The 12,996-nt window shown below is 68.9% G+C and carries 13 protein-coding genes and 1 pseudogene; all 14 read right to left on the bottom strand.

Annotated elements, in window-relative coordinates; translation table 11 throughout:
• Positions 1 to 158: 158 nt before the first annotated feature.
• The 14 genes and pseudogenes from ABT025_RS19005 to ABT025_RS18940 all read right to left on the bottom strand — a co-directional run bounded on the left by ABT025_RS19005 (position 159) and on the right by ABT025_RS18940 (position 12,986).
• Positions 159 to 1,238, bottom strand: a complete 1,080-nt coding sequence (locus ABT025_RS19005; protein ID WP_350995417.1) for a helix-turn-helix domain-containing protein — start codon at positions 1,236 to 1,238, stop codon at positions 159 to 161.
• Complete coding sequence (locus tag ABT025_RS19000; protein WP_350995415.1) at positions 1,235 to 2,344, bottom strand: tyrosine-type recombinase/integrase; 1,110 nt, start codon at positions 2,342 to 2,344, stop codon at positions 1,235 to 1,237. Before ABT025_RS19000 ends, ABT025_RS19005 begins: the two co-directional genes overlap by 4 nt.
• Positions 2,341 to 2,619 carry a hypothetical protein gene (locus tag ABT025_RS18995; RefSeq protein WP_350995413.1) on the bottom strand — a complete coding sequence of 93 codons (279 nt, stop codon included), beginning with the start codon at positions 2,617 to 2,619 and terminating at the stop codon, positions 2,341 to 2,343. Before ABT025_RS18995 ends, ABT025_RS19000 begins: the two co-directional genes overlap by 4 nt.
• 74 nt (positions 2,620 to 2,693) lie before the next feature.
• Entirely contained in the window at positions 2,694 to 2,831 is a 138-nt protein-coding gene (locus tag ABT025_RS18990; protein WP_350995411.1) for a hypothetical protein, read from the bottom strand.
• Between the two features lie 190 nt (positions 2,832 to 3,021).
• A complete protein-coding gene (locus tag ABT025_RS18985) occupies positions 3,022 to 5,496 on the bottom strand; it encodes a glycerophosphodiester phosphodiesterase (protein WP_350995409.1) in 2,475 nt (824 codons plus the stop codon).
• Between the two features lies 1 nt (position 5,497).
• Positions 5,498 to 5,878, bottom strand: coding sequence for a hypothetical protein (locus tag ABT025_RS18980; protein WP_350995407.1), 381 nt, complete (start codon positions 5,876 to 5,878; stop codon positions 5,498 to 5,500).
• Entirely contained in the window at positions 5,875 to 6,306 is a 432-nt protein-coding gene (locus tag ABT025_RS18975; protein ID WP_350995405.1) for a hypothetical protein, read from the bottom strand. Before ABT025_RS18975 ends, ABT025_RS18980 begins: the two co-directional genes overlap by 4 nt.
• A 35-nt stretch (positions 6,307 to 6,341) precedes the next feature.
• Entirely contained in the window at positions 6,342 to 6,704 is a 363-nt protein-coding gene (locus ABT025_RS18970) for a hypothetical protein (protein WP_350995404.1), read from the bottom strand.
• A 37-nt stretch (positions 6,705 to 6,741) separates the two neighbouring features.
• Positions 6,742 to 6,987 (bottom strand): annotated as a pseudogene (locus ABT025_RS39530) (peptidoglycan-binding protein); the annotation flags it as partial.
• A gap of 1,175 nt (positions 6,988 to 8,162) precedes the next feature.
• A complete protein-coding gene (locus ABT025_RS18960; protein WP_350995403.1) occupies positions 8,163 to 8,987 on the bottom strand; it encodes a hypothetical protein in 825 nt (274 codons plus the stop codon).
• 150 nt (positions 8,988 to 9,137) lie between these two features.
• Positions 9,138 to 9,368, bottom strand: coding sequence for a hypothetical protein (locus tag ABT025_RS18955; protein WP_350995401.1), 231 nt, complete (start codon positions 9,366 to 9,368; stop codon positions 9,138 to 9,140).
• Positions 9,369 to 9,388: 20 nt separating this feature from the next.
• Positions 9,389 to 10,951 carry a hypothetical protein gene (locus ABT025_RS18950; protein ID WP_350995399.1) on the bottom strand — a complete coding sequence of 521 codons (1,563 nt, stop codon included), beginning with the start codon at positions 10,949 to 10,951 and terminating at the stop codon, positions 9,389 to 9,391.
• Positions 10,948 to 12,054 carry a hypothetical protein gene (locus ABT025_RS18945; protein WP_350995397.1) on the bottom strand — a complete coding sequence of 369 codons (1,107 nt, stop codon included), beginning with the start codon at positions 12,052 to 12,054 and terminating at the stop codon, positions 10,948 to 10,950. The genes ABT025_RS18950 and ABT025_RS18945 overlap by 4 nt, the downstream gene beginning before the upstream one ends.
• Positions 12,051 to 12,986 (bottom strand): hypothetical protein, encoded by a 936-nt coding sequence (locus ABT025_RS18940; protein WP_350995395.1) that lies wholly within the window; start codon positions 12,984 to 12,986, stop codon positions 12,051 to 12,053. The genes ABT025_RS18945 and ABT025_RS18940 overlap by 4 nt, the downstream gene beginning before the upstream one ends.
• Positions 12,987 to 12,996 lie beyond the last annotated feature (10 nt).

Here is a 12,996-nt window from a genome sequence, read left to right as displayed (position 1 = left end):
GTCCGCATACTGGATGTATTCGGACGTTCCGACAACGCGGCGAGGCGCCGTAGCTGTCGTCGCGCGCCCGCCAGGGATTACGGGACAGCCCTTAGTCGACGCCTTCGCATCATCCCTGTGATGTGAAAGAGCCCCGGGCGCCCACAGCCCCGGGGCTCTCATCCTTCATACGGGGGGTTCTCCAGCGGCACCGCGGTCACGGACCGCCGGATCTGCTCCATCGTCGTCGGCAGCGGTTCCCACCCATGTGAGCCAGCCATCACCCAGTTCAGCGCCACGATGCCGCGCGCGTACCCCTGCCGAAGTCCCTGCGCACTGAGCGGCACCCCCGGCGGTCCGGCCTTCGACGGCACCAGCGACACCCACAGCGCCGTCTTAGCGCCCTCCAACGGCAGCGACTCGACCAGGCCCCGCCGCACCTCCAGCCACCGCCGGACCGTGACCTGAGAACCCTCCCGCAGCGGGTACCACTCCACCTCCGGCAACGGTGCCAGCTCGGCAACCGCAGCCAGCACCCGCTGCCGGGACTCCTCCGACATTCGCTCCACCCAACCGCCCAGCACGGCCCGCACCGTCTCCGGGCCCACCTCCGCCAGCGCGGCAATCTCCTCGACCCGGTTCGGTGCCGCCTTCTGCTGCTGCCGGCGCACCGCCACCGCCGTCTCACCCGGCGCCAGATCCGCCAGAGTCTGCGCGGCCAGTTCCCCGGACCGCGGCGCCGCGTCCAGCATCACCGCGACGATCGCCAACGTCCGGGCCCGGTCCTCGTACGACAGCGCCGTGCCGTCCCGCTCCAACGGCCCCCGACCAGCCAGATCCACCATCCCCCGGTACAGCGCATCCAGCGACCTGCCGCCCACCGTGGGCTTCGGCTCCGGGTTCGCGATCGACGGGAGCTTCACCGTCTTCCCCGCCGGCAACACCTCCCGGGCCAGGATCTTCAGACAGTCCCGCACGATCCGCTGCGACCACTCCGGCAACGGCTTCCCGACGTCCTTCTCCCAGTGCCGCAACTGCCCGTCCACAGCCAACTCCCAGAACGGGCGCAGCGCAGCCCACGTGAACAACTGCTGCGCGGTCCGGGACGATCTGGCCGGCATCTCATCCCGGCCCACCGCCCGGTCGAACATGCCGACCACCATCTGGAGCTGCCGCAACCGGCCCGCCGACACCGTCCCCGCCATCGAGTCGACCACTGCGGACAGTTGCCGGACCGACGAGGCGCTGTACTGCTTCACGGGGTGCCCTTCGATGTCGTGAACCGGTCGACCAGGTGGTCGTACACGGCGACAGCAGCCGCGGCGTGCTTGGCCTTTCGGGCGCTACCGTCACGACGTCGAATGTAGCGAAGGGTCGTCTCGATCGCGGCGTGGTCGGCGTACTCCTGGATCTCCTCGACCGGTGTTTCGCCGTCGTGCATGTGGGTGAGCTTCGAGGCCCGCAGAACGTGTGGAGTGAGGTCACGGTCGCCGAGCACTCCAGCGGCCTGCCCAAGGCGGGTGAGGAGCCGGTCAACGGCGTGCCGGTCCATCGGGTTTCCCTGGTCGTTCAGGAGCAGCGCGCCATCGGTTCGGTCGCCGACGGCGGCGTCGATTAGGTCACCAAGGCGCTTGGGGAGCGGGAAGGCCCGACCCTTGCCACCCTTGCGTCGCAGGTCGAGGATGCGTTCTCCGTTCAGCGTCTTCAAGTGGTGGAGCTCAGCGGTACAGCACTCCGTGACGCGGCCGGCCAGCGTGTAGATGAGGACGGGCACCAGCGCCTGCTGCGGGGTTTCGGCGGCGTTGATGACGGCCTGGAACTCGGGTACTTCAAGGATGGGGGTGGCGGTCGTCTCGTCGCGCGGGTCGACGCGGGGTCGGTCGTGCTTGGTGACCGGGGAGACGATGCTCTGGTCCTTTATCTTCCACTTGGCGTAGTCGGCGAGCGCGGTGAGGACGGACAACCGCCGGTTGATGGTGCGCGGTGCCTTCTTCTGCGCCTTCTGCGTCTTCGTCCACGTCTCGATGATGCCGGGGGTAATCGCGCCGACGAAGAACCGGTCGTGCCCGGCCAACTCCCGTGCCACACCGGCCCAGAGGCGAATGTCATCAGCGTAGGCCTGCTTCGACGTCACGGCGGGGACGGCTTCGGAGCCGAGCCACGAGGTGATGAGCAGGAAGGTGTCACGGTCGCAGAGTTCGGCGAGGAGTTCGAGCCGGTAGCGGCGTTCGCCGAGACGCCGGGTCCGGGGGTCGCGGGGGGCGACGGTACCGAGGGTGTCCCGCAGCCAGTACAGGGCCTCCTCAGAGGAGCCCGGCCGCGCCAGTTCGGCGTGGGGCCGGGCGCTGACAGTGCGGTCGGTCATCGGTTCCACGCGGCTTGGAAGTCTGGGTGGTCCTTCCACTGGCGGGCGATGACAGCCAAGGAGAGACGTTGCATACCGAGGTACTCGCCTTGCTTCACGGCGGTTTCCGCAGAGCCGGTCACGACCACCACGGTGTCCAGTAGCGCTTGGAACGCTCTGAGCTCATTGGACCTGTAGGCGGCCTTCTCGTGGAGCGGGGTGATGCGGGCCTTGATGAAAGCGCCCAAGGCTTCGATGTCCGTCAAGGTGGGCAGTTGGAGCGCAGAGTCACTCATGATCTGAGTCTATCCGTGATCACTCTTAACACACGTTATGCGTCTCTCAGGGAACGATCCTCCGCGCACAGCGCTCAGTCGATGATGCCCTTGCCGAGGATGTCGGAGCGGATGAAAGTTGCCTGGTCGTGGTGGAAGTCGCGGCCGGCGACGAAGCGACGGCCCTGGCCGCGGTCGCGGAGCTGGGGCTTCAGGGGATACGGCAGTTCCACATCGGGGAGCCCGGCTCGGGCACATGCACCGCATCGAAAGACCTCATACCCGTACCAAGGCGCGGAACGTGGGCCCGGTTCCCGGTCAGCGGGTTGTTCACCTGAACGGGAAGACCAGGGTGGAGCGGAGCACCTTGGCGGAGCATGATCATGTTACTTCGTGTGAATTTCTATAGGACAGATCCCCAGGTCAGAGCTGTGTGATCACGAGGCTCCGCCAGAACGGGCGCGTCGCCAGATCCGTGATGCTCCCATTGCTGAGCCCCAGGTACCCACCCCGGTACGTGGTGTCCGCGACCGGCCCCGTCGTCCACCCCGTCCCGTCCGTACGGCGCAGTTCCACCGTCGTCGGCGTGACGTCGATCTGGAAGCTCATCGGGTTGTCAGCGACGACGGCTGTTGTGGGTGGGGCGGTCGCCAACGTCGTCCCCGAGGTAACTCCGGGAGAGTGTCGGTTGAGCTGCAGCTGCCCGTTGGCCCGCATCACCACGTGGTAGCCGCCGGTGGCGTTGGCCGTGCTGAAGCGGTAGGCGTCGTCCGAGACCTTGCCGAAGTAGAACCCCCCGTGAAGGGTCAGGTCGCCGGGCAACACCTTGTGCTTCATGTCGAACGCGATCCGGTACCCGCCGGCCCCGGCCTGAATCGGTGCGTAGGTGCCAAGGCCGTAGGACTGGTTCGGCAGGGCGTTGATGCTGACCCAGCCCACGTCCGGCGCCGGGGCGAACTGGAGGGCGTAGGCGCTGTCGTAGTCCAGCGTCGGTGTGCCCCCGCTCTCCTTGACCTGAAGGTCCCAGCGGGACGCGGTGCGCTGCGGGAGGCTGGTGGACACGTAGCGGGGGTCGGAGGCCATGATGCCGACCACCCCAAGCCCGGTCAGGCGCGTGACCTGGGAACGGCGGTAGACCGGCCAGGAGAAGACCGGCTTGCCGCGGGCCACGACCTGCTGGATCCGCAGGTCGGTGAAGTTCGTCTGGACACCCCAGTAGTCGACCAAGGAGTCCTTGCCGTCCATCGTGGCGTCGGTCGTCCCGGAGTCGAGGTACACCCACGTCCGGTAGCCGGCCCCCTTCGCCCACGGCAGAGACGCGGTGCCGATGTGGGCCTTCCACACCACGCTTCGGGGGGCGTGCGGGTAGTACGTGCTGAGCATGTTCTCGAGCGGCACCACCGCGTCGTTGCCCTTGGCCTCCAACAGGATGACGACCTTGCCGAGGAACTCATCGAGGACCTGGCGGAGCGGCACCATCGGCTGATCGGTCCAGCCCGGGCCGAGCATGACGCGTCCGTTGGTGAGGACGGTCTGCCCGATCTCCTCGGTCGTGTAGCTGTTGACGTTTCCAGTGCGGTAGGTGGTGCGGTCCATCGTGGTGTCGTGGATGCACCACAGCTCACCGCTGGCATCGACGTTGACGGACACCTCAAGCGGGAAGCCCTGCGCAGCGCTGGCCCGGTAGCCGATCAGGGTGTGTTCGGGGCTGACCATGCCGCGGCCTCGGTGTGCGAAGACGCGCGGGTTGGACGGCGTGGCACCGGCGAAGTAGGCGTCGACGGTCTGAATGGCGTTCGGTAGGTACAGGGTGGCGGCGCTGCTGGCGGCGGCGGTGACAGCGTTGGTGGCCTTCGCCGTCGCGTCGGCGGCCGCCGCGGCGGTGGCGGCTGACTGCGCTGCCGAGGCCTTGGTGGAGGCGTCGGAGGATGCCGTACTGATTGCGGCCGCCTGGGCGGCATCAGCCTTGCTGGTGGCGTCAGTAGCGGCTGCGGCGATGGCCGCGGCCTGGGCGCTGCTCGCCTTGGTGGCCGCGTCCGTGGCCGCTGCGGCCGTCGCAGCTGACTGTGCGCCGGCGGCCTTCGTTGTGGCGTCGGCCGCCGCGGCGCTGATGGCCGCTGTCTGTGCTGAGGACGCCTTCGTGGACGCGTCCGTCGCTGCGGTGCTGATTGCCGTGCCACGGGCGGAGTCCGCCTTCGTCGTGGCGTCGGCGGCCGCCGTGGTGATGGCGGTGTTCTGCGCGGCCGCGGCCTTGCTCGCGGCGTCCGTCGAGGCGGCACTGATGGCTGCAGCCCGGGCCGTGTCGGCGGCGCCGGCAGGGTCGTACGCCCCATCGGAGCGTTCCACTTCGGCGGCCAGGGCGGTGTCGGTGTACTCCTGTGCGTCCGCTGTACCGGCCGGGCCGACGAGGGAGGCGAGGAAGTCGGCCTCGGTGCCGGTGTTCCCCTCCCCCAGCCACAGTTCGTACGCCGAGGCGCCCGCCGAGCCGTCGGTTCCGTCCTGCCCGTCCTCGCCGGCCGGGCCGGGGACGTACACGATGGTGCTGCCGCCGGTCGGCGCGTCACCCAGGTCAACGCGCAGGTCGCCCATCCAGTGCGGGCCTGCCGTTTCCGGGACCAGGACGTGAGTGATGACCGGGGTGCCGTCGAGGGCTCGCCCCTCCATCACCGCCCACACCGTGTCGCCGGCCGCGGCCGCGGCCGCAATGAGGGTGTTCGGGGTGAGCTCGACGGACCAGGTGCCGTCGGTCTGCGGTGTCACCGTCACGGGGCGCACGATCTCCGCCTGGGCGTCGGCGACGTACCCGACTGCCCGGGCACCGGTGACGTCGACCAGGGTGCACGTCACCTCCGTGCGGGCCGGAGTCCCGCCGATCAACTTGCCCGTGACGGTCGCCATCTCAGACTCCAGTTCGGTTGTACTCGTCGACCAGCGGGTGCGGGTCCGGCGGCGGCCCGACTGGGTTACGGGCCCACCGGTACAGGTCGTCCATCGACCAGGAGAACGCCTGTAGGAACCTTTCGAGGCGGGACTGCTTGTTCCGGATCTGCTGGTTCTCCGACCGGAGCTGCCCGTTCTCCTTGTCGACCCGGTCAACGGTCGCCTGCAGCACCGCGAGGTCCGCCGTTCGTAGAGCGGGGGCGGCTGCCGCTGCGGCGGCGGCCTGATTCGCTGCGGCAGTCGCCTGAGCAGCCCGCGTCGTGGCACGGGACGTAAAGACTCCCGCGACCACCACGCCTACCGCGCCAAGCGCGGCTACCAATCCCGACAGGATGTTCATGCTGCTGCGCCTTTCCCAGGGCGGCGGGGCACTGGGGGGACCGAATACTCGGGAACCGTGGCCGCCCACATGATGACCCCGACGTGCGAGGTGAGGTACCAGAGCGCGACGAACGCGCCCCGGGAGTACTCGCCGCTGACGGCAGCGGCGAGATAGGCGACAGCCCACACAGTGGGGGGTACGAGTGCCGCCGCGTATCCGGCCCAGTCACGGCCGACACGCAGAAATGCAGAGCCGGCTGTGATCAGCCCTACCGTGATCCACAACAGCGACCAGTGACGCAGCGAGCACCAGTGCGTGAGGAGTTGCAGACCCTGTTCGCTGGGGGGATTGACCAGGAAACTGATCCCCCAGCACGTTTTGCCCACACCGATGATGAGCAGGAACGTGCCGCGGCGGCCCGCACGCTTACCGAGCTTCCGGTACACGCGACGAACGGTTCGCAAGGGGGCCGCCGGGGCCATCAGTCACCCACCACCAGGTGCGTCACCGACGCCTTGGCCGGGACAGGCGCGGTGACCTGCGTCCGGTCCCACATCGCGACTACGGCCGCGGCCACGGACAGGACAACTGCCTGCTTCTCCGCCGACCAGTCGAGGCCGAAGCCGACAGCGAGGGCGATGGCGGCCTGCACGAAGCCCAGGAGGGCGGCGCCGACACCGTCGGATGCCATGACGGCGAGGGTGACACCGACTGCCGCGGCGGCGACAGCGTTGATGACGGCCTGCTGCTCGCCGGACACGTCCACACCGAACGCGGCGACGAGCTTGACGATGACGGCGATGAGGCTGAGGAGTACAGCCGGTTCGCGACCGAAGATCTTCACGGGGTTCTCCTTGCAGATGGGATGGGTTGGGGGGTGGTCAGGACTTCGGGACCTTGAGGGCGGCCCAGGACTTGGCGCCCGGGATGCCGTCGGCGGCCGCGCCGGTGTAGCCGAGCTTCCGCTGCCACGCGGCGTAGGAGCTCTTGTCGCTGTTCGTCCAGTTCGGGCCGGGCCCGGTGGCGTAACGTCCGCAGCCCTCCGCGACGAGGCGGCGGCCCATCGCGGTGACGATCGGGCTGTGGCGGCCGCCGTGGAAGAAGCCGGCACCCGGAAACGGCTCCAGCGGCTGGGCAGACGGCTTGGGAGCAGCGGCGCTCGAGAGCTTCAGCTTCTGGCCGACGGACAGCTTGTTGGCGTCCTTGAGGCTGTTCAGCTTCACCAGGGCGGCGACGGTCGTCTTGTGGGCGCTGGCGATAGAGGAGAGCGTGTCGCCCTTCTTCACCACGTAAGTGCCGCTCGAGCTGGTCCCGCCTCCGGTGCTCGGGGTCGGCGTGCTGGTTGCCTTGCCCGGGACGATGTCCGTGTCGATGGCGCCCGGATCCCAGTGGGAGTTGCCCGGCACGTGACAGTGACCGAAGTGCCCTCCGCGAGACTGCCAAGTGCTTCGGGAGCGCGATCCGCTGGCCACAGCCGCAGCTGTGGCCGCGGGCTTCCCGGCCGGCCAGACGTCAGGAATGCCGTGCGCGCGCATCGCGGCGATCAGCTTGCGGTAGTTCGGCTTCTTTGCCGGATCGAAGCCCTTCGTCCACGGAGAGGCCGCCCGGCCGAGGACCTCGACCTGAATGTTCACCTTGCCCTCGCGATTGGTGCGGCGGCTGCCGTCGTTCTGCAGCGCCCGGCCGCTCGAGGTCAGGGGCCCGAACTGGCCCAGCTTGTCGGTCGCGGGGTCGTAGATCACCTGCGGCTCGGCGCCGACCCGGATCAGGTACGCGGCCACGCTGGTGAAGTAGCTTCCGCCGGCCGGGGACTCGGTGGTGTGCCAGGTTGCCCGCGGGGGGTTGCCGGGGGTGTCCATGGCGCCGCCGATGGACTGGTCGCCGAACCGGACCACGCCGTCGATGTACGCCGGGCCGGAGGCGCCGCGCGGCAGGTCCACTGTGCCGCCAGTGCCCTCGTCGACGGCCGCTCCCAAGATCGTGCCAACGGTGACGCCGTCACGGGTGATGGGCTTGCCGATGATGCCGCCAGAGGCGAAGCCGCCCTTCGGCTCCGGGTCGGGCTCGTACACCCGGTACTCGGTTGCGTCGGTCGGGACGTACACGTCGAGGTCGCCGTCGTCGCGCAGAACGCAGAACGCGCCCTCGAGCCGCGGGTGTTCCTTGACGAAGCGTTCCGTGTCCGGCAGGGCGGCGATGGCACGGACCTGGTCGACGTGGGCCTGGTCGACAGTTCCGCAGTATGTGGACGTGATGGCGAGGGTGTCCGGGTCGACGTGGTCAACCGCGGCGTGGAAGGTGCTCACGAGGTGTCTCCGTCTCGGCGGGGCTGCACGATGTCGATCTGCTCGCGGAGTGCGAGGTACGTGGAGAGGTAGAGGCGGCCGTCGCCGTGGTCTCCCCATGCGGAGCCCCATGACTGGCGAAAGCGCAGAACGGTGCGGGTGGGGTCGAGCGCGCCGTCGACCAGGGCGACGTCCTCAAGGGCGGTGACACATACCTCGTGGCCGCCTTCGAGTGGGGAGTCCGCCCAGTCGGGGTCGCTGTCGATGAACCCGGCTACGCCCGGGCTCGAGAACGCGGCGTACCAGGGCATGCCCATGAGGACTGGTCCGGTCTGCAGGAGGGTGCAGAGTTCCTTGGCGGTGGTGGCGTGCCCGTACTGGTCGACGAGGCCGCGGTCGCGCAGGACTTTGGCGATGCCGAGGCCGGACGAGCCGACGTCCTGGGTGGGCCAGGTGGCGTCGCGCCATTCGTCGCGGGAGGTGGCGTCGGCGTACAGGCCGATCGCGAAGTGCTCAGCGGCGGCCGCATGGTCGGTGTTCAGCCCGGCCGCGCCCGCCTGCTCTTTGCTGAGGAGGATCGACAGGAGGGCGGTGCCGGCGTTTCCGGTGCAGGACGACAGTGCGTCCACGTCGTCGTCGAGCCCGTAGTCGCGGGAGGTGTAGATGCCCTGCGCGACCAGCTGCTGCTGGTTGAGGACGGGGATGCGCGGTTCCCAGTTCGTCGCGCGTAGCGGCTGCCCGTCGTAGGGGCGGCGGTAGGCGAGGCTGCGGGGGTCGAGCACGAGGTGACGCCCGAGGTGCGTGGGGGCGTCGTAGGTGCGCACCGTGAGGTTGTCGGGCAAGGCCCGTGCTCCGAAACTCCCCGCGCCCAGAGCGAATATGGCGTGTGCTGCTCCGGCCGGGGGCCGGTGGCAGTCCCTCGGGGGTGGTGCGGGGCGGAGGGTCGCCCTACAGGTCAGCGTACGGTCGTGCGGGCCGGGTACTCCCCCTGGTCAGACGATCTCGGGCTGGGGGTCGAGGAGGGTTGCTGATGTGATCGTCATGAGTTCTCCGCAGAGTCCGCAGCCGACGACGAGGTTGTGGCCGTCGTTGGAGTAGAACTGCGACACCTCGAAGGTCTTGCCGAAGTTCACGCACTCGGGGTTCTTGTCCGTCGCGGTGATGGAGTAGTAGGTGGAGGGGGCGAAGACGATGCCGGGTTCGACGGGGCTGGTCGCTGCCATGGTGAGTCCTTTGGTGGTTGTCAGATGCCGACGATGAGCCAGTACACGCCGGTCGTGGTCGCGTTGGTGCGGGTGACGTAGACGGTCGCGCCGCCTGAGGTGACGTTGTTCCCAGACACGCCGAGCAGCTGCGTGCCGGGGGCCCCGGAGGAGCCGGTGACGAAGATGCGGAAGGTGCTGCCTGCCACGTTGAGGCCGGTGATGGTGGCGGAGCCCACGGTGTTCGCAGCGGTGGTGGTGACGTTGATCGTTCCCCACGCAATGTTGCCTGCGGCGAAGATCCCGTTGGCGGTGATGGCGTCGGACCGCATGTAGATTTCGGTGCCCTTGACCTGTAGGACGGAGCTGCCGCCCGAGGTCCCGTTCTGTGCCCAGAGCTCCAGCAGCGACGCACCTGCGGTCGAGCCGTCCTTGCCCTTGAAATAGGCGTAGTCGTTCGTGGTCGATGTCGCGATCTTGAACTGGCCGCCGCTCCCGGAGGCAGGTGATGTCAGGTCCAGGCGGGCGCTCCCGGAGTCGACGTAGGGGGCCTGCACGACAGTCATGGGCTGCGTGGGCGTTCCCGTGAGGACGGTTGACCACAGCAGTCCGGGCGACGTCTCAGCGGACGCACCCGAGTACAGGGCGAGCCCCGGAACGCCAGTCCCCCCGGCGTCCGGCCCCATCAGGAGGCGAGGCCCCGTAGTTCCCGTTCGGACGATCGCACCGGTCACTGTCGCACCGACAATGCTGCCGCCCGTGATGGTCTTGCCGGTGATGGCGTCGGCCTTGAGAGCGGTGGCGTCGACCGAGCCGGCGGCGAGTTTCCCGGCGGTGATGGTGTTCGCGGCGAGCTCGTTCGCGGTGACGGCGAGAGCTGCGAGTTTCGCGGTGGTGACCGCCCCTGCCGCGATCTTCGAGGCGTTCACGGCGAGCGCGTCGAGCTGTGCGGTCTGTACGGCGCCCGCCACGATTTTCGGGGTGGTGATGGCGTTGTCGCTGATCTCCGTCGCCCCGATCGCCCCGACCGCGACCTTCGCCTGGGTGACGGCGTCGTCGGCGAGTTTCACCGTGGTGACGATCCCGTCGAGGATGTCGGAGGCCACCACCGCAGTGGGCCCGACCGGGCCGACTGTGGCGGACGGGGGCGACGCGGTCCCGGAGGTGCTGCGCGCCACCAGCTGTACGTACACGGCGGCGGTCGTCGCGATGACGACGGTGCAACCCTGCGCTGTCTCGACCGTGGCCTTCAGCGAGGCGGCTGTGGGGGTGTAGACGGCGAGGGTGGAGGCGTGGACCTCTACTCGGGACCAGTCCAGGGGCATGACCGCGCCGTCGGCGAACAGCCCGTCCCAGGAGACGGTGACACCGCCCAGGACGGACACGACGATTGGGGCTGATGGTTGCGGGGGTGGGGGTCCGTTGACGACGTTGACTGCGGTCGTGCCGTCACCCTGCTGCCCGACGATGCCGCGCAAGGACCCGGCACCGTCCCGGACCTCGAGAGCGGTGTCGTCCAGGGCCGCGTACGACAGGCGGGAGGCCCGCTCGAGACGGTCGATGCGCTTCTGGAGCTGCGCGAGGGTGACGCCGATGTCCGTCACGAGACACCTCCGTACTGGTAGGACGACGCGGGCTTGAGGCCGATGACGGCCTGGGGGCCGCCGGCGGCTTGGGGTTTCACGGTCCAGCCGGTGATGCGGCACCAGCCCGTGTACGAAGTCCAGGCGTTGTGGACGCGGGTGTACACGTCGTCTCCGGTCTGCCAGGACCCGAACGGAGCGGCCGGCGTGTTCCGGATGGTGATCTCGGCGACGGAGCCGAGGGTTTGCCGCCATGCCCGTTCGGCGGCCGCGCGCGTGCCGAGTACGTCAGTGCCCTTGGTGTCGGGGAGGTCCAGGGCCGCCTCGAGGCGTAGGCGTCCATTGCGTACGGCGCTGATCGCCCGGCGCTTCGCGGACCCGTCACCGGATCCGTTCGCGATGACGACCTGGGCGTACTCGTCGGCGGCGAGCTCAATCTCGGGGGGTTCGATGATGTTCTCCCCCGACGCGAAGGAAATGTCGGTGCGGCGGGTGCCGAGGCGCGGCCAGCCGAGCCGGATACGTTTCACTGGGGCGGTCATGGCGCTGTTCCAGGCGGTGGCGCACGTGTAGTCGGGGGTGGCGTCCCCGGACACCAGGTCGTCGACTGCGTCCCCGAGCACGGGGAGCTCCCACCACAAGGATTTCAGGGGGTCGGTGGGGGTGCCGACGGTGCTGGTCGACGTGGTCGAGTCGACGACGACACCCAGGTTCCCGTCGGTGACGGACTGGGCGTACGCCCAGATGTCCCGGATGACGTTGCACCGGTCCGCGTACGTGTACGGGCCGCGGCCGCCGTAGTTTCCGTCGATGTCGTGGCGCTTCTGCAGGTACGACGACCAGCCGGCCGCTTCGATCGTGAGGGCGTTGTCCTGGGAGCGGACATCCCACACCAGGCCGCCCCACCGTAGTTGGCCGGCGGACTCCACGTAGATGAGGGTGGTGCCCGGGTCGAGGAGTGTCGGGTTCTCGGAGAGGAGGCGCGGTGCCAGTCTTCCGGTGAGGGTGCCGGGCCCGTTGAGTTCGTCGCCGTACTCCACGTCGGTGACTGGCAGTGCAGTCGACAGCCACTCCCCGGTGAGGGCGTGCTGGGTGAGGATCCGGTCCGGGACGGGGGCGGTCATCGCGGCGCCTCATAGAAGGTGACGTCGGCGATGAACGTGGTGCTTCCGTCGACTCCGACTTTGCCTGGGTTGGGGCTGACGCCGGAGGCCTGGAAGCGGAGTGTCTGGCTGGTGCCCCGGTAGGCGGACGGGATGGTGAGGGTGTCGCCGAGGACGACGGTGCTGCGGCGGACCCCGGTCTGGTTGTCGTCGAGGTTGACCGGCTGGACGGTCAGGGACGCCCCGAAAGTCGCGCGGAGCTTCCCGAAGTACGAGTCGGTGTTGTAGCGGATCTGGCCCACGCTCAGGGCCAGGACGGCGGTTGTTGCCCAGTCAGGAATGGCAATGGACCATCCGGCGGCGGTGGAGAAGTTCGTGAACGTGCCGGAGGTGCCGCCGATGTCGGTGGACAGGGCCGTCGGTGACTGGGTCAGGAAGGTGCGCTGCTGGCGCGGATTCGCGACCTTGCGAATGTCCACGATCATCGCGTTGGTGATCGTGGACGTGGATGCGGGGATGTCGATCCGGGCCAGAGGGATGCCGGTGCGCCCGTCAGGGATCGTGGTGGCGGAGGAGCTGACCCCGGAGATGACCTGGAAGTAGTTGATTTGGGCGACGGCAGGGTCGAGGCTTCCCTCGTACTCGGGATCCTCGATGCGCAGAATCACCATGTCGGACCGCCCGGACCCGCCCGTCGCAGCGATCGGAACGGTGGCCGCGCCCTGGTTCCGTACGGAGTACGTGCCCTGAAAGGGGCTGACGCGGCCGCGCACCACACCGGACCCGTCGCCGACCTGAACGCTGGTCCCGGGCGTGGACAGCTGCGTGACCTTCAGATCGCCGCCCTGGGTGATGCCTTCGGCGCCGCGGGCCAGGTCCTGGACCATGGCCCGGAACTGCTCGGCACTGTGGGTGGCACCGTTCACGAGGATCGGCACTCGGTACAGAGACATGTCAGTGCGC

Origin of the sequence: Streptomyces sp. NPDC002809 (assembly GCF_040295435.1) — a bacterium.
Lineage (GTDB): Bacteria > Actinomycetota > Actinomycetes > Streptomycetales > Streptomycetaceae > Streptomyces.
This window is presented reverse-complemented; position numbering and strand designations above follow the sequence as displayed.